The sequence below is a fragment of the Proteus sp. G2669 genome, from assembly GCF_009915245.1.
Lineage (GTDB): Bacteria > Pseudomonadota > Gammaproteobacteria > Enterobacterales > Enterobacteriaceae > Proteus.
On the sequence record NZ_JAABLX010000055.1, the window covers coordinates 336,105 to 352,759 of the forward strand.

At 37.8% G+C, this 16,655-nt stretch carries 13 protein-coding genes and 1 pseudogene; 6 read left to right on the top strand and 8 right to left on the bottom strand.

Annotation, left to right across the window (positions count from 1 at the left end; translation table 11 throughout):
- The first annotated feature begins 91 nt into the window (after positions 1-91).
- On the top strand, positions 92-922 hold the full coding sequence (locus GWI68_RS19030; protein WP_166541308.1) for a hypothetical protein: 831 nt from the start codon (positions 92-94) through the stop codon (positions 920-922).
- A gap of 60 nt (positions 923-982) precedes the next feature.
- Here GWI68_RS19030 and cysB read toward each other — a convergent pair whose 3' ends face one another.
- From cysB to topA, 3 genes are all read right to left on the bottom strand, one after another.
- On the bottom strand, positions 983-1,957 hold the full coding sequence (cysB, locus tag GWI68_RS19035; RefSeq protein WP_109408757.1) for an HTH-type transcriptional regulator CysB: 975 nt from the start codon (positions 1,955-1,957) through the stop codon (positions 983-985).
- Between the two features lie 238 nt (positions 1,958-2,195).
- Positions 2,196-2,720, bottom strand: a complete 525-nt coding sequence (sodC, locus tag GWI68_RS19040) for a superoxide dismutase family protein (RefSeq protein WP_109408756.1) — start codon at positions 2,718-2,720, stop codon at positions 2,196-2,198.
- A 157-nt stretch (positions 2,721-2,877) separates the two neighbouring features.
- Positions 2,878-5,475, bottom strand: coding sequence for a type I DNA topoisomerase (gene topA / locus GWI68_RS19045; protein WP_166541309.1), 2,598 nt, complete (start codon positions 5,473-5,475; stop codon positions 2,878-2,880).
- 307 nt (positions 5,476-5,782) lie between these two features.
- On the opposite strand from topA, the gene GWI68_RS19050 reads away from it, so the two are divergent.
- Complete coding sequence (locus GWI68_RS19050) at positions 5,783-6,031, top strand: YciN family protein (protein ID WP_072068001.1); 249 nt, start codon at positions 5,783-5,785, stop codon at positions 6,029-6,031.
- Positions 6,032-6,512: 481 nt separating this feature from the next.
- On the opposite strand, the gene sohB is transcribed toward GWI68_RS19050, so the two are convergent.
- Positions 6,513-7,559 (bottom strand): protease SohB, encoded by a 1,047-nt coding sequence (gene sohB / locus GWI68_RS19055; RefSeq protein ID WP_166541310.1) that lies wholly within the window; start codon positions 7,557-7,559, stop codon positions 6,513-6,515.
- A gap of 213 nt (positions 7,560-7,772) precedes the next feature.
- On the opposite strand from sohB, the gene GWI68_RS19060 reads away from it, so the two are divergent.
- Positions 7,773-8,534 carry a YciK family oxidoreductase gene (locus GWI68_RS19060; protein ID WP_176694681.1) on the top strand — a complete coding sequence of 254 codons (762 nt, stop codon included), beginning with the start codon at positions 7,773-7,775 and terminating at the stop codon, positions 8,532-8,534.
- 19 nt (positions 8,535-8,553) lie between these two features.
- The gene (gene cobO / locus GWI68_RS19065; RefSeq protein ID WP_109408753.1) at positions 8,554-9,144 is read left to right on the top strand and encodes a cob(I)yrinic acid a,c-diamide adenosyltransferase; all 591 of its coding nucleotides are present in this window, start codon (positions 8,554-8,556) and stop codon (positions 9,142-9,144) included.
- 45 nt (positions 9,145-9,189) lie between these two features.
- Here the strand turns inward: cobO and GWI68_RS19070 are convergent, their stop codons facing one another.
- The 4 genes from GWI68_RS19070 to GWI68_RS19085 all read right to left on the bottom strand — a co-directional run bounded on the left by GWI68_RS19070 (position 9,190) and on the right by GWI68_RS19085 (position 13,169).
- Positions 9,190-10,137 carry a hypothetical protein gene (locus tag GWI68_RS19070; RefSeq protein WP_166541311.1) on the bottom strand — a complete coding sequence of 316 codons (948 nt, stop codon included), beginning with the start codon at positions 10,135-10,137 and terminating at the stop codon, positions 9,190-9,192.
- Positions 10,138-10,337: 200 nt separating this feature from the next.
- A complete protein-coding gene (gene rluB, locus GWI68_RS19075) occupies positions 10,338-11,261 on the bottom strand; it encodes a 23S rRNA pseudouridine(2605) synthase RluB (RefSeq protein ID WP_166541312.1) in 924 nt (307 codons plus the stop codon).
- Positions 11,262-11,663: 402 nt separating this feature from the next.
- The gene (locus GWI68_RS19080) at positions 11,664-12,284 is read right to left on the bottom strand and encodes an L-threonylcarbamoyladenylate synthase (protein ID WP_072067997.1); all 621 of its coding nucleotides are present in this window, start codon (positions 12,282-12,284) and stop codon (positions 11,664-11,666) included.
- Positions 12,285-12,308: 24 nt separating this feature from the next.
- The gene (locus tag GWI68_RS19085; RefSeq protein WP_166541313.1) at positions 12,309-13,169 is read right to left on the bottom strand and encodes a PHP domain-containing protein; all 861 of its coding nucleotides are present in this window, start codon (positions 13,167-13,169) and stop codon (positions 12,309-12,311) included.
- A gap of 308 nt (positions 13,170-13,477) precedes the next feature.
- On the opposite strand from GWI68_RS19085, the gene GWI68_RS19090 reads away from it, so the two are divergent.
- Positions 13,478-15,055 carry an anthranilate synthase component 1 gene (locus GWI68_RS19090; RefSeq protein WP_166541314.1) on the top strand — a complete coding sequence of 526 codons (1,578 nt, stop codon included), beginning with the start codon at positions 13,478-13,480 and terminating at the stop codon, positions 15,053-15,055.
- Positions 15,055-16,651: pseudogene (gene trpD / locus GWI68_RS20550) on the top strand (bifunctional anthranilate synthase glutamate amidotransferase component TrpG/anthranilate phosphoribosyltransferase TrpD). The gene GWI68_RS19090 and the pseudogene trpD overlap by 1 nt, the downstream one beginning before the upstream one ends.
- Positions 16,652-16,655 lie beyond the last annotated feature (4 nt).

Consider the following 16,655-nt stretch of genomic DNA (forward strand, 5'->3'; position numbering starts at 1 on the left):
TGGCTATCATGGTGTTAATAAATTTTAGTCTCAAGCTTTTCATCTAATTAGGATTTAATAACGGAGGTATAACTGTGAAAGGATAATATTTATGAATAATAAACAATCTGAGTTACTAAAGAATATAATAAGTGCCGATCGTTACTTTGCTGAACCTATCAAACCTCCTTTTCCGCAAACTTTATCGATAAACTCATTACATTCTCAAAATCTAAAAGATACTGAAGGTCTGGTGCAATTTATCATCGCCTCACCAAAATTGTTTGAAGAATTCGAAATAGAAAAAATGTCACAACTTAAAAATATTCAAATTGGACTTATTTCTATCATAGCGAACCATCTGGCCGCATTAAAAAAAGAAGACAATGAAGCCTATTATCGTCCTGAACATTGGTTAGAAACGCTGAATCATCTTCCCCTTTTAGGGCACAATAAGGTGGAAACAAAAAAACTCCATAAACAGACATTTGATTTTTCTGTTGCTCAAGCTTTTATTCAGTTATTACTTGGTACAGCAATTAATGCCACTTCACCTGCTTTAGGTGAATTTATTGATTTTTTACGTACTCAAGGCCAAAAAATAGAAATTGGATTACGACAATCATTAGATAGTTATCAAACAATAACCATTGCAGGAGTGACCGAGATCCTTAATCATAATAACCATCTTATTTTTGTACCTAAGTTAAAAATCCTGAGCTTACGTTTTTCATATAAATCTGCAAAAATGCTTCTTGCTAGTTGTATTGGACGTAAATTTACTGTGTCTTTAGAGTACAGCACGATCACCTCTATCTTTGATGCTAACGCACTGGATGATCCGAAAATTAATCAACAATTTTATGATTTTTTAAATAAGTATCGTCAACTAAGCATTACAAAGTCAGACGCTTTCTTTAGTGGAGATTTTTATTTGAAATAAGTTATACGGGGTTAAGATTGATGATTACGCTTGAAGGCGGGAATTACCCGCCTTTCAGTATTACACTAATGGCAATTCAATATCTTTAAATAGCTCTTCAATTTCTTCATGTGTTCGCAATGTAACGGCTTGTTCAATTAAATTACGAGTTAAATGTGGAGCGAAACGCCACATAAAGTCATACATGTAACCACGTAAGAAACCACTGCGACGGAATGCAATTTTAGTGGTGCTATAGCTAAATTTATCACGCATATCAATCGCCACTAAATCACTGTCTAGCACAGGATCAAACGCCATACTAGCAATTACACCAATACCTAAATGTAATCTTACATACGTTTTAATGACATCAGCATCTGTTGCAGTGAAAACAATTTTAGGTTTTAAACCTACTTTGCCAAAAGCATCATCGAGATCAGAACGTCCTGTAAAACCTTGGGTATAAGTCACGATGTCGTAACAAGAAAGTTCTTTCAGTGTGACTTCTCTTTTTTGTGCTAAAGGATGATCTTTAGGAACCACCACAATACGGTTCCAACGATAACAAGGTAGCATCACTAAATCGTTATAAAGATGCAGTGACTCTGTCGCAATAGCGAAATCACTTTTACCTCTGCAAACATCTTCAGCTATTTGTGTTGGTGAACCTTGATTCATATGTAAAGAAACATCAGGGTAGCGCTCAATAAAGCCTTTTATCACAGGTGGCAATACATAACGAGCTTGAGTATGTGTTGTTGCAATAGACAGCGAACCTCTGTCTGGATAAGTATGTTCACCAGCTGCAGATCGAATGGCTTCTGTTTTCGACAATATTTCTCTAGACAGCCTAACAATCTCTTCACCTGCGGGTGTCACATGCGTTAAATGTTTACCACTACGAGAAAATATTTGTATACCTAATTCATCTTCTAACATGCGGATCTGCTTACTTATCCCCGGTTGAGATGTATACAAACGCTCTGCCGTGGTTGATACATTTAAATCGTTATTCACCACTTCAACGATATAACGCAACTGTTGTAATTTCATAGAGAGGCTATCCCTTCAACAAAAGACTTATTATTCCGTTATTCTATTTATATTCATATAACTAAAAAGAATAATAAAGATGTAATATATAACCACTATATCACTTATTTCATTTCGGTCTAACGTAATTAATAGGGTTATTTAGGTTTTGTTATATCGAATAGTTATAAGCTATAAATAAGCATAAAAAAAGCTGACTCGATGTCAGCTTTTATTTCAGAACAATAATGGCCTTAGATTATTTAATAACACCGCATGCCATTCTTGCACCACCACCGCCAAGTGCTTCTGGATTATCTGAATAGTTATCACCACCGACATGCACCATTATGGCTTTATCTTTCACTTGCTCAAGTTTAGTCAGTTTTGGCGCTAATACTGCGTAATCAGCAACGCCTTTATCATTAACAACCAATCCAGGTAAATCACCTAAGTGCCCTTCTTTATTATAAGGTCCCAAGTGAACACCGGTTTTTTCCGGATCTAAATGACCACCGGCTTTTAAAGCAGGAACAGGTTTACCCTCTTTCATATCTGGCTCACAAGAGCCATTAGCATGAATATGAAAACCATGCACACCAGGTGTTAATCCTGTCAATTTTGGCGTAAATAACAGTCCATAATCGGTTTCAGTGATAGTAACAACACCAATATCGTTACCGGCACCTGTAGGAAGTGCTTCTTTTAACGTGACATCTAATGTGGCTGCACTCGCCACTGAGGTGAAGAGTAAACCAGAGAGTAACAAAGGCATCAGTTTCATAGTATCTCCGTCTTATTATTAGCAAAGTAAAATATCAGACAAATAGAAATTAACCACTTACACTGTTTCAATGTACATTAATTAGCATATCTTCTTCATGCAAAAAAAGCGACTAACTCTCATTAGTCGCTTTTTTATTTATCACGCAATGCCAATGTTATTTGGTTTTTTCAACCCATTTACCATCGACATAAAACGCAGACCAACCCGTTGCTTTGCCATCTTTTTCAGAAGAAACATATTGTTGTTTAGTTTTACGACTAAACCGCACAATCGTTGGATTTCCTTCTGGATCAGCCACAGGTGCTTCAGCTAAATAACGCATTTTCTCTGCTAATCTGTCTTTAAAGCGAACCAATTCTTCTACTTTTGGTGCGCGCGTTTCTCTTGATTTAGGGAAGGTATTTGCGGCTAAGAATACACCCGCGGCACCATCACGTAAGACAAAATACGCATCAGATTTTTCACATGGTAACTCAGGAAGCGGTACAGGATCTTCCTTCGGTGGCGCAATTTCACCACTTTTTAAGATTTTACGGGTATTTTTACATTCATCATTAGTGCAACCCATGTATTTACCAAAACGCCCCATTTTCAGGTGCATTTCAGAGCCACATTTATCACACTCAATAACAGGCCCTTCGTAACCTTTTAAGCGGAATTCACCCTCTTCGACGTCATAACCATCACATGCAGGGTTATTACCACAAACATGTAATTTACGATGCGTGTCAATCAGGTAACTGTCCATTGCAGTACCACATTTCGGGCAACGGCGACGAGCTCGTAATGCGTTAGTTTCTGCATCTTCCCCTTCCAGAATATTCAATAATTCATCTTCAGGAATAAGGTTAATAGTCTGTTTACAACGTTCTTTGGGCGGTAATGCGTAACCTGAACATCCCAAGAATACCCCTGTTGTCGCCGTTCTAATTCCCATATGGCGAGAACAAGTTGGGCACTCAATAGAAGTGATTACCATTGGATTTGGTCGCATTCCTCCTTCTTCTGGATCTTTTTCAGCAACTTCTAATTGCTGACTAAAATCAGTAAAGAATGCATCTAATACCGCTTTCCAATTTTCTTCGTTGTTTGCAACATGGTCGAGGTGATCTTCCATTTGCGCAGTGAAATCGTAATTCATTAAATCGCTAAAATTCTCTTCTAAGCGATCTGTGACAATTTCACCCATTTTTTCTGCATAAAAACGGCGGTTTTCAACTTTTACATAACCACGATCTTGAATAGTGGAAATAATAGACGCATAAGTTGAAGGACGGCCAATACCGCGTTTTTCTAATTCTTTAACTAAAGTCGCTTCGCTAAAACGTGCTGGTGGCTTAGTAAAGTGTTGAGTCGGTTCTAATTCAGCTAAAGCCAGTTTCGCCCCTACATCAACAGCCGGCAACGTTTTATCTTCATCTTTATTACGCATTGCAGGCATCACTTTCGTCCAACCCGCAAAACGTAAAGTACGGCCTTTAGCACGTAATTTATAATCACCTGATTCGACAGTTAATGTCGTTGAATCATATTTTGCTGGTGTCATTTGACACGCCACAAATTGATTCCAAATTAGTTGATATAATCGTTTGGCATCGTTATCCATATCTTTTAAAGATTCTGAGATAACATTGATATCCGAAGGACGAATAGCTTCGTGCGCTTCTTGCGAATTTTCTTTGCTCGAATAAACATTTGGTTCTTTCGGCAAATACTTAGCACCAAATTGCTCGCTAATATAATCACGCGCCATTTGAATTGCATCCTGACTTAAGTTAGTCGAGTCAGTACGCATATAGGTAATATAACCAGCTTCATAAAGGCGTTGAGCTAGCATCATTGTCTTTTTCACACCAAAACTTAAACGCGTACTGGCCGCTTGTTGTAAAGTTGATGTGATAAGTGGTGCGCTTGGCTTGCTTGATGTTGGTCTATCTTCACGATCTTTTACTGTGAAGGTTGCATTTTTTAATGCATTAACCGCAACCTGCGTTTCATCAGATGAAACAGGATTGAAGGCTTTATCATTATAATGCGTGACTTCCATACGCAATGGTTGTTCATCAGGTGTTAATAATGATGCGTGTAACTGCCAATATTCTTCAGGAACAAAGGCTTTAATTTCACGTTCACGTTCAACCAATAGACGAACAGCTACAGATTGCACTCGACCCGCAGATAATCCACGAGCGACTTTTTTCCAAAGTAAAGGTGAAACCATATAGCCCACAACACGATCCATAAAACGACGTGCTTGTTGCGCGTTAACGCGGTCTATATTTAACTCACCTGGAGTTTGGAAAGCTTGTGTAATGGCATTTTTCGTGATTTCGTTAAAAACCACTCGACTAAATCTTTCATCATCACCGCCGATAACTTCGCGTAAATGCCACGCGATAGCTTCTCCTTCGCGGTCAAGGTCCGTTGCGAGATAGACATGATCAGCTTTATCAGCCAATGCTTTTAGTTCAGCCACAACCTTTTCTTTGCCGGGTAGAATTTGATAGTTCGCATTCCACCCATTATAAGGATCGATTCCCATACGGCTGACTAAGGCTGATTTCTCATCCTTTTTAACTTTTTTCACGCCTTTCGTGGCGGATGAGTTTTCGCTCTTCTGGCTGCCAGAACCACTCTTGGGCAAATCACGAATGTGACCCACGCTAGATTTAACTACGTAGTCATTGCCAAGATATTTATTGATCGTTTTGGCTTTTGCCGGGGACTCCACGATTACAAGAGCTTTACCCATAATTACCTTTACCTAATTAAACTTTGTTATGACGGTATTGTTTAATACCCTCAACTAAAAAAATGTTTAAAATCTCTTTTTTATATTGCGTTAGTTTTGCAATATATCAACCTGTTTTTATTCAAAGCTTTTGTTTGAGCTCAAAACTCATTACTTTTTTTGAGGTATTTTAATCACCTCACTGCTTTGATCGGGCAACGGGCAAATTATATTTGCTACATATAGCGTAGCTAAGCTTTTAAAAATGCCACACTCTACCTGATAAAAAGTGAGGCGCAACAAATTATTTTTCTAAGGAGCACAGATTATGTCAACACAAACTACACCTATTACAACAGAGATGCTACTTGAAAAAGCGAATAAAATCATATGCGAACATGAAGATTATTTACAAGGTATGCATGCAGATTCTGTTGAACAAAAAGGTAATGTCCTCGTATTTAAAGGTGAATTTTTTTTAGATGAGCAAGGTTTACCTACGGCAAAAAGCACTGCAGCTTTTAATATGTTTAAGCATTTAGCACATGTGCTATCAGATAAGTATCATTTAGAATAATCGCCATTAGGATTATTTCACACTTAATCTCACTATCGAGAAAGAGACGTTACTTGCCAGTTATTGTTTTTCCAATAAAAATAGCTGGCATAAAAAATCACCTTTAAAGAATAAAAATGCAAAAAAGTGGAGGCTGTTTATTATTCTCTTATATTTAGGATTACACTCACCTATTAATACAATCAGTAATATCAATTATTTTTATTTTGTTTTTACCGTTATATTGATACTTCCTAGAAAGAGGAAATATTTACCCTGTTGTTGTTAAGCAATATCAATTATTTCTTTGATTGCCAGTGAATACTTCACTGGCTTTTTTTTGCCTTATAGCAATACGATTTGCCAATAAAGCATCAAAATATCTGTGTGAAGAATTCAAGAAGTATTGATGAACAAGAAGGGAAAATGGCAGCGATACCAAGCTTTAGGTTTTAAATTCTCGGTATCGCTAATAAAACTTAACTTTGTGTACTCGGTTGGGTTATAGCAATGGTTTCTTACTTCTTTGAACCCAGCGCATCATCAATTTATCAACGCTTTCCATTGCACCACTTGTAACACGTTCAACCATTTTCTTTTTAAGAACATATCGAACAGAAAAGACTTCATAGTCGTTAATGTGATTAATTAACCAATCATCACTCACACCAACTTCATCAATTAAGCCTTTATTCAATGCTTCTGTGCCATACCAATATTCTCCAGTAGCGACACTATCAATATCAAGTTGAGGGCGATATTTATGTACAAAAGCTTTAAATAACAGGTGTGTTTCATTTAAATCTTGTTTAAATTTCTCACGACCTTCTTCTGTGTTTTCACCCAATAAAGTTAATGTACGTTTATATTCACCAGCAGTATGTAACTCAACATCAATGTCGTTTTTCTTAAGCAATCGGTGAATATTAGGGATTTGAGCAACGACACCAATTGAGCCAATAATCGCAAAAGGTGCTGCGACGATTTTATCAGCCACACAGGCCATCATATACCCACCACTTGCCGCAACTTTATCGACAACTGCAGTAAGTTTAATATCTTTTTCTTTTAAACGTGTTAATTGCGCGGCTGCTAGTCCATATCCGTGAACCATGCCACCAGGGCTTTCTAAACGGAGTAAAACTTCATCACCAGTTTGGGCAACAGAAAGAATGGCACTGATCTCTTCACGTAATGCACCCACTTCATGAGCATCCATGCTACCATTGAAATCAAGAACATATAAACAAGGTTTTACAACGCCTTTCTTACCTTCTTTCGCATTGTTTTTACTTTGTTTATTTTCTTTTTTCTGCTGTTTTTTAAACGCTTTGTACCAGACCTTTAATTCAGCATCGTCCATTCTCGCTTGTTGCATTACTCGCTGTTTTTCTTCATAAGCTTCAGCAAGATCTGTCACTTTTAACGTGCCTTTTCGATTTTGCTTCTTATTTCCAATAACAATAAAAAACAACACAATAGCGATAATAGCCACGACAACTGTGGCAATCTCTGCTAAAAACAGTCCATATTGTAAAATATACTCCACAAAGACCTCTTTTTAAGGTTAATAACACTGACTAAAACCAATATGCCTAGTTTAACGAAATTCTGCTTTAGCGCTAGTCACAAAGGCATAATTATGGGTAACACCATAAAAAAATCAGCTATAAATTGTAAACAAAAAACCAGACTAAACTGGTCGCTAGACAAATAAGACGTTACACTTTATTTACTTTTTACTAGACAGGATATCAATATGTTGCAATATCAACCGGATCATAGCGTGCTAAAAGATAAAATTATTCTAGTAACTGGTGCTGGTGATGGCATAGGAAAAGAAGCCGCACTAACTTATGCGCAATATGGCGCAACACTTATCTTATTAGGCCGTACTTTATCAAAACTTGAAGATGTTCAAGAAGAAATCATTACATCAGGTGGACAACAACCCATGTTGTATCCCCTTGATTTACTTACAGCAACGGAAAACGATTTTCAGCAATTTGCTGATACACTTGTTAAACGCTTTCCTCACCTTGATGGTGTGCTACAAAATGCAGGTCTGCTAGGTGTTGTTGAACCTATCATTAATCAACCAAGTAACCTTTGGCATGATGTTATGCAAGTTAACGTCAATGCGACATTCATGCTGACCAAAGCACTGCTACCTTTAATGCTAAAAGCCCCTCATGCAAGTCTTATTCTCACCACATCCAGCGTGGGTCGCCAAGGTCGTTACGGTTGGGGTGCTTATTCTGTTTCCAAATTCGCAACAGAAGGCTTTATGCAGGTACTCAATGAAGAATATAACGACAGCACCTTACGAATTAACTGCATTAATCCTGGTGGCACTCGTACCGCAATGAGAGCCAGTGCATTTCCTGATGAAAATGCACAAAAGCTAAAAACACCTAAAGACTTGATGCCGTTATATCTCTACCTGATGAGTGATGACAGCATTGATGTGAAAGGACAATCTTTAGATGCCCAACCAGGCCGTAAAGCAGGCCCTGCTGAATAACGTAAATTCGAGGTCAAAAATGAATGATGCACAACACCAAAAACGCCAACAACGCTTAAAAGAGAAAGTAGATACCCGAATTGAGCAAGCTCAACGAGAACAAGGTATTTTGATGATCTTTACAGGTAATGGTAAAGGTAAAACGACAGCAGCGATGGGTACAGCAACACGTGCTGTTGGTCATCAAAAAAAGGTCGGTGTTGTGCAGTTTATTAAAGGAACTTGGGAAAACGGTGAACGTAATTTATTAGAGCAATTTGGTGTGCCTTTTTATGTCATGGAGACAGGCTTTACTTGGGAAACTCAAGATAAAAGTGCCGATACAACGGCTTGCTTAAATACATGGCAATATGCACTCAAACTGCTTAATAACCCAGAGTATGATTTAGTTATCCTTGATGAAATAACTTATATGATTAGCTTTAACTATTTACCATTAGATGAGGTTATTTCAGCAATTAGCTCTCGCCCTGCACACCAAAACGTTATTATTACAGGAAGAGGCTGCCATAGAAAATTAATTGAGTTAGCTGATACAGTGACAGAAATGCGTCCTATCAAACATGCTTTTGATAGTGGGATAAAAGCACAAAAAGGTATAGATTGGTAATAATTACCTATTGTCTTTTTAATCACATAAAAAGTGAATAATTATTTATATTAAAGCAGGTTCACTTAATATACCTGCACCAAATATACGCCCTGTTTCATTTATCAGTTTGAAATAAGCTTCTTTATCATCAAATATATCATTTTGTATCTGCTGACTATAAACCATAGCCATTGCCATTACATGAAAATGATATTGATTATAGTAATTTATCTTTTCACTTGGATCACGAGAAGTTAAATAGGAATTGGTTATTTTATAAATATTTTTAGCTTCTTTAAGCATCTCACTATTATTAAACGTAATATTACTTATTGTCGGTATAAAATCATCTGTTCGCGTGTTCTCATTATTTATCCAGTTATATTTATTTTGTTCCTTATGCGCTTCTAATAAAGATAGATCAGAATAAACATGAATGTCATATGGTTTTTTTGATAAAAAATCTTGAAATTCGGATTGGGAAAAACACTTAGTTAATACATTTCCCATTCTCTTATTATCCCAATCAGATAAATACGTTGTAATAGGTTTATTTAAAGGAATTTCACACTGGAAGATATTATTATCAATGAATGTGGCATCAGAGCTATTAATAGCCCCACTCACAAGCTGTCCATCAATCCAAATGGAACGAGTTGTTAAGTATAAGTGTTCGTCATTTCCTTTAGGTGAAAAAGCAGAGGTAAAACTATAGTAGATATCCCTAGATGGATTAATTATCCCCCCATGATTGCCAGGATAAATCATAAAAATTTTCTTTTCTCCATCAGCATCAACTAATACATGTTTTCCATTCTCTAATTTTATTTCTTTTACTTCACCTGTATTAAGCCAAAAAGAATTTTCATCAATTTGAAAGACTAACGGTACGGTTTTATTGTTACTGATATAAAACACGCCAGATTGTGAATTTGAGTTAGCTTCTGGCTCACAACCCGTAGTAAGAGTAGTCGCACATAACATTGTTGTTAAATAAAAAAAACGATGCATATATCGCGTATACCTTATTGTAAAATATACAAACAAAATATTATTTTAATAAAAATGACTTCTTATCTTATTAATCTATGCATCATAGTTTTATTTATAGAAAAAAGAAAGCTATCAAAAAAGAGGCACCCAATGTTTATTGGCTGCCTCTTAATGAAATATGATATTTTAATTTAAAATAATAAATAATTATTCAAAAACTACTTATTATTTCCAGTTGACTGACGACGACTTGACGCTCTTTTTGCAGGTGATGTAGAGGTGCGAGCTGATATTTTAGTATGACGCTTAACCGCACGACGAATTTGATTTGCTTTAATTCGACGTTGGTCTTTTTCTACCGCTACTTTTGTTACTGTTTCATCATTTAACTCAACCAGTTGACGCAAGTAGTTAATCTGCTCTAACCCAAGCTCTACCCAGCCACCGCGTGGTAGACCTTTAGGTAAATCAATATCACCATAGCGAACACGAATAAGACGGCTTACTTGAACACCAACCGCTTCCCACATACGGCGAACTTCACGGTTACGGCCTTCTGTCAGTGAAACGTTGTACCATTGGTTAATCCCTTCACCACCACGATAAGAAACAGAGCGGAATGACGCTGGGCCATCTTCTAATTGCACACCACGAGTTAATTGACGAATTTTAGCATCATCAATTTCACCGAAAACACGAACCGCATATTCACGTTCCACTTCTCGGCTTGGGTGCATTAAACGGTTAGCTAATTCACCATCTGTTGTAAATAGCAATAATCCACTGGTATTCACATCAAGACGACCAACAGCGATCCAGCGAGCACTGTTAAGACGTGGAAGACGTTGGAAAACGGTAGGACGGCCTTGTGGATCACTACGAGTACACAGTTCACCTTCAGGTTTGTAGTACGCTAACACTCGACAAACATCTTTTTGGGCTTCGCGAATATTTAAAATACGACCATCTAAGCGGATTTTTGCTGTTGTGGTGACATCAATACGATCACCTAATTTTGCTTTTGTACCATCAATGCTGATACGTCCTTCTTGAAGGTAACCTTCAATCTCACGACGAGAGCCGTGGCCAGAACGAGCAAGGATTTTTTGTAATTTTTCAGTACGTTGCGATTTATCGCTCATGAAACAACCTCATGTGTCGCCTTCACAGGCGTCATAAAAATAGAATTAATTTTTAAAAATCAATTAAGTAAAAAATAACCCATGTTTATTAAATTCACTAATAAACACAGGTTTATTGATTCAATAGTGAACAATGTTGATGATTTTCACATCAACATTGTGATAAATAGTTTCGATAAAATAGCATGACGGTTTTAACTGCTTCTTTTGTATGCATATTAACGCATCAACGAAAACGCTCATTGACATAACCGATGTTAAAAACAAGCACCGTGATTTTTATCGCAATGTATAAATTTAACACAAGCGATAAATCCCTTCACCTTTTATCTCTTTATCTCACGATAAATTTCTTCACTATGCATCTATCGAATCGATATTTAGTTTAATCGACCAAATCATTTACTGAAATGGAGTAATATCTCCGGTACCTTCTCGGATTATCACTGGGCTATCTTCTGTTAAATCAATTACTGTTGTAGGTTTTTGACCTAAATAGCCACCATGGATCACTAAATCAACTTGTTTGCTTAATAAATCGTTGATTTCTTCAGGATCAGACTCGGCAAAATCATTACCTGGTAAAATCAGGCTAGTTGACATCAATGGCTCACCAATATTTTCTAACAATGCTAATGCAATAGGGTTAGAAGGAACACGTAAGCCAATCGTTTTACGTTTATCATTCATCAAACGCTTTGGTACATCTTTAGTCGCTTTTAAGATAAAGGTGTAATTACCTGGGGTATTATTTTTTATTAAACGAAATACCACGTTATCAACATAAGCGTAATTAGCGATTTCTGACAGATCACGACACATCAGTGTGAAATTATGGTTTTTATCTAATTGACGAATACGACAAATCCGCGTCATTGCATCTTTGTTTTCTAAACAACAGCCAATAGCATAGCCAGAATCTGTTGGATAAATCACCACTCCGCCTTTGCGTAAAATATCAGCACTTTGTTCAATTAAACGAGCCTGCGGATTATCAGGGTGAATATAAAAAAGTTGGCTCATACATCCCTCAACGAATTTCTGATGTTACTCCTGCCATAGCGACCAAACTGGTTCAACGCCACCGGGTAACCATAAATTACGCCCCAACTCTATCCACGAGCAAGGACGATGAAAATCAGAACCTAACGAAGCTTTTAACTCATAAGATTGAGCTAATGCCGCGTGTTGTTCTCGTTCTTGTGGTGGTTGTTGGCATTGTGCCACTTCGATTGCATCACCACCTTGTTGTTTAAAATAAAGTGTTAATCGTTTTAACCATTTAGAAGATAGACCATATCGACCCGGATGTGCTAACACTGCAACACCACCAGCAGCATGAATTGCTGTGACCGCGTCACCTATTGAGCACCATTGCGGGGGTACATAGCCTGTTTTTCCTTTCGCTAAATAACGTTTAAATACTTTATTAACTGAGGCAACATGTCCGTCATTCACTAAAAATCGGGCAAAGTGCCCTCTTGTTATTTGCCCACCATGCGCTAGCGCTTTAGCGCCTTCAAAAGCATTGGCAATACCTGCTTTTTCTAATCGCTCACCTATCATTATCGCACGTGTTTCACGACATTGGCTTTGTGATGAAAGGAGCGATTTCATTGCGTTATGGTCGATATCCATATTTAATCCAACAATATGGATTTCTATATTCTCCCACAAAGTCGATATTTCGACACCTGATATCAGAGTAAGAGGCAGATTTTTTTCTGCAATATAATGCTTAGCAGGTGTAATTGCCGCTGTTGTATCGTGATCCGTAATCGCTAAAACATTAATTTGACGCTCTATCGCTCTATCAACCAGTTCTTCTGGTGAAAGCTCGCCATCTGACGCGGTAGTGTGGCTGTGTAAATCATAAATCACTCTTAAATCAGATAGCCCTTCAGTCATCACGTCTCCCTTTTCACCTTAGCAAGATAATAATTTTTAAAGAGTATGCCATAAAGTACTTGACGAACCTAACGCAATCCAGTTAACTAGTACGCAACACGAGCTAGTTCACTTTCTGTTTATTTGTCGTTAGCTGTAAGGAGATCTTATGAATATCAATCAACATCTTATCGCTCTTTGGTGGCGCAACACTCTTTTATGGGCGGTTTGATCTCCGGCTTAACGTCAGTGATATCTAAAACCCGCCTACGCGGGTTTTTTTATGCTTTAAAAACAGTAAATAAAGAAAATAATATAGAGCGATAACAATGAATACATCACTTGCATTCTCATTTAATACCAAGGCAACGCCACTGCCTTATCACAGCGAACCAGCTTTGCTTTTCAATACATTATGTGAAAATCAACATTACACATTATTGCTAGAATCCGCACAAATCGACACTAAAGCAAACCTAAAAAGCTTATTAATTGTTGATAGTGCATTACGCATCAGTGCAGTAAAAAATCAAGTCACTATTGATGCACTAAGTGTTAATGGACAAGCGTTATTGCCCGCATTAAAAATCGCACTAAAAGAAAAAGCTAATTTAACGTCAGAGAGCGACAAACAGTGTGTTTTTACTTTTGCTACACCTTCACAAGAGACCGATGAAGAAAGCAAATTAAAATCAGCTAGCGTATTTGATGCGTTGCGTTTCTTTCTTGTTAATAAAGACACTAAAGATGCAAACTTTATCTTTATTGGTGGCTTATTTGCGTATGACTTAGTCTGCGGGTTTGAATCTATTCCTGAATTAGAAAGTGATTTTTCTTGCCCTGATTATTGCTTTTATTTAGCCGAACAATTAATCGTGATCGACCATCAAAATAAAGATAGTCAGTTGGTTTCCATTGCATTTACTGATGATAAAACAGAATGCCAACGTCTCGCTTTACGACAAACTGAATTAATTTCACTGGCTAAACAACCATTAAAACACCCTATTCGCCACGCTTTAACAGCGGAAGGTTCAACAATACACACCAATATGGACGATAAAGGCTATGGTGATATCGTTGAGGCAATGAAAACTTATATTCGTCGTGGTGATATTTTCCAAGTCGTACCATCACGTCGTTTTCAAATAGCTTGCCCTTCACCACTTGCCGCATATCAAGTGTTGAAACAGAAAAACCCAAGCCCGTATCTGTTTTATATGCAAGATGCTCTATTCACTGTTTTTGGTGCATCACCAGAAAGTGCACTGAAATATCAAACCAGTGATCGCCAAATTGAAATCTACCCAATTGCAGGAACTCGTCCTAGAGGACGCAATGCTGATGGTTCAATTAATGCAGATTTAGACAGCCGCATTGAGCTAGAAATGCGTACTGACACCAAAGAACTTTCAGAGCATTTAATGTTAGTTGATTTGGCGCGTAATGATTTAGCACGTATTTGCCAAGCAGGCAGCCGCTATGTTGCAGAGCTAACAAAAGTTGATCGTTATGCTTTTGTAATGCATTTAGTATCTAGAGTGGTTGGAAAATTACGTGATGACTTAGATATTTTCCATGCTTACCAAGCATGTATGAATATGGGAACACTATCAGGTGCCCCTAAAGTCAGTGCTATGCAATTAATTGCTCGTTATGAAAAAACAAAACGTGGTAGCTATGGTGGAGCCATTGGTTATTTTACTGGTACCGGTGATTTTGATACTTGCATAGTTATTCGCTCCGCTTATGTTGAAAATAATATTGCCACAATTCAAGTCGGAGCCGGAATTGTGCTCGACTCAGATCCCAAAATGGAAGCGGAAGAAACCCGCAATAAATCACAAGCTGTAATCAATGCCATTTTACAAGCTCATACAGAAATACAAATACAGGAGGCTTGCTAATGGCAACGATCTTACTTCTCGATAACATCGACTCTTTTACTTATAACCTTGTCGATCAATTACGTAGCCTTGGCAATAACGTTGTCATTTATCGCAATAGCGTCACTGCTGATTTTATTGAACAAAAACTATGCGAACTCGATAACCCGATTTTACTGTTATCCCCAGGGCCAGGTGCACCTTCACAAGCAGGCTGTATGCCTGAATTGTTGAAACGTGTACTAGGTACAACATTACCTGTTGTTGGTATCTGTTTAGGTCATCAAGCCATCATTGAAGCTTACGGTGGCAAAGTTTCTTCATGTGGAGAGATCTTACACGGTAAAGCGACATTGGCTGAACATGATAACAGCGAAATGTTTGTGAATTTACCTAATCCTTTACCCGTTGCTCGTTATCATTCGCTTTCAGGAGAACACGTTCCAGAACAACTTATTATTAATGCTTGGTGCGATAACACTGTTATGGCGGTGCGCCACCGTCAACATAAAACTTGTGGTTTTCAGTTTCACCCAGAATCAATTTTAACCACCAAAGGTGCACAACTCTTAGAACAAACAATCGCATGGGCATTAACTCCTAAAGGAGACAAATAAAATGGAAACTATCTTCAACAAATTATTTAGCGCACAGCAGTTAACATTAGAAGAAAGCCAAACCCTGTTTAGCGCGATTATCCGTGGTGAATTAACAGAATCACAATTAGCTGCTGTATTAATTAGCATGAAAATGCGTGGTGAACATCCACAAGAAATTGCTGGTGCTGTACGAGCATTACTTGAAAATGCACTGCCATTTCCTCGTCCTGATTACACCTTTTGCGATATTGTTGGCACTGGTGGCGACGGCGCGAACAGCATCAATATCTCAACAGCTAGCGCATTCGTAGCGGCAGAAGTCGGTATCAAAGTGGCGAAACACGGTAATCGTAGCGTATCTAGTCGCTCAGGCTCATCAGACTTACTCGCTGCTTTTGGTATTCCATTAGACAGAAGTGCGGATGATGCACGTCAATTATTAGATGAAGTGGGACTTTGCTTTTTATTCGCACCGCAGTATCACAGTGGTTTTCGTTTTGCAGCCCCTGTGCGCCAACAACTAAAAACACGCACCTTATTTAACGTATTAGGTCCCTTGATTAATCCAGCTCGCCCACCATTGGCATTAATTGGTGTTTATAGCCCTGAGTTATTAATGCCTATTGCAGACACGCTAAAAGTATTGGGTTATGAACGCGCTGCCGTGGTACACAGTGGTGGTATGGATGAAGTGTCGTTACATGCACCGACTCAAGTCGCTGAATTACGTAATGGTGAAATTACACGTTATGAACTCACACCAAGTGATTTTGGTCTTCGTCCTTGTTCAATGGCCGATTTAGAAGGTGGTACACCTGAAGTTAACCGCCAATTATTGGCAAGTTTACTGCAAGGTGAAGGAAAAAGAGCACATACCGAATCTGTCGCAGCTAATGTCGCTTTATTAATGCGTTTACATGGGCAAGAAGATTTAAAAATGAATACTGAAGTTGCTATGCACACCATTTATAGCGGTAAAGCAATAAATCGTGTCACCGCATTAGCAGCAAGAGGATAAAAAC

What these genes read in the sequence shown, in the direction of transcription:
- cysB (WP_109408757.1), bottom strand. Translation starts at nt 1,957, where the DNA reads ATGAAATTACAACAGTTGCGTTATATCGTTGAAGTGGTGAATAACGAT.
- GWI68_RS19090 (WP_166541314.1), top strand. Translation starts at nt 13,478, where the DNA reads ATGAATACATCACTTGCATTCTCATTTAATACCAAGGCAACGCCACTG.
- topA (WP_166541309.1), bottom strand. Translation starts at nt 5,475, where the DNA reads ATGGGTAAAGCTCTTGTAATCGTGGAGTCCCCGGCAAAAGCCAAAACG.
- sodC (WP_109408756.1), bottom strand. Translation starts at nt 2,720, where the DNA reads ATGAAACTGATGCCTTTGTTACTCTCTGGTTTACTCTTCACCTCAGTG.
- rluB (WP_166541312.1), bottom strand. Translation starts at nt 11,261, where the DNA reads ATGAGCGATAAATCGCAACGTACTGAAAAATTACAAAAAATCCTTGCT.
- GWI68_RS19030 (WP_166541308.1), top strand. Translation starts at nt 92, where the DNA reads ATGAATAATAAACAATCTGAGTTACTAAAGAATATAATAAGTGCCGAT.
- GWI68_RS19080 (WP_072067997.1), bottom strand. Translation starts at nt 12,284, where the DNA reads ATGAGCCAACTTTTTTATATTCACCCTGATAATCCGCAGGCTCGTTTA.
- cobO (WP_109408753.1), top strand. Translation starts at nt 8,554, where the DNA reads ATGAATGATGCACAACACCAAAAACGCCAACAACGCTTAAAAGAGAAA.
- GWI68_RS19085 (WP_166541313.1), bottom strand. Translation starts at nt 13,169, where the DNA reads ATGACTGAAGGGCTATCTGATTTAAGAGTGATTTATGATTTACACAGC.
- GWI68_RS19070 (WP_166541311.1), bottom strand. Translation starts at nt 10,137, where the DNA reads ATGCATCGTTTTTTTTATTTAACAACAATGTTATGTGCGACTACTCTT.
- GWI68_RS19050 (WP_072068001.1), top strand. Translation starts at nt 5,783, where the DNA reads ATGTCAACACAAACTACACCTATTACAACAGAGATGCTACTTGAAAAA.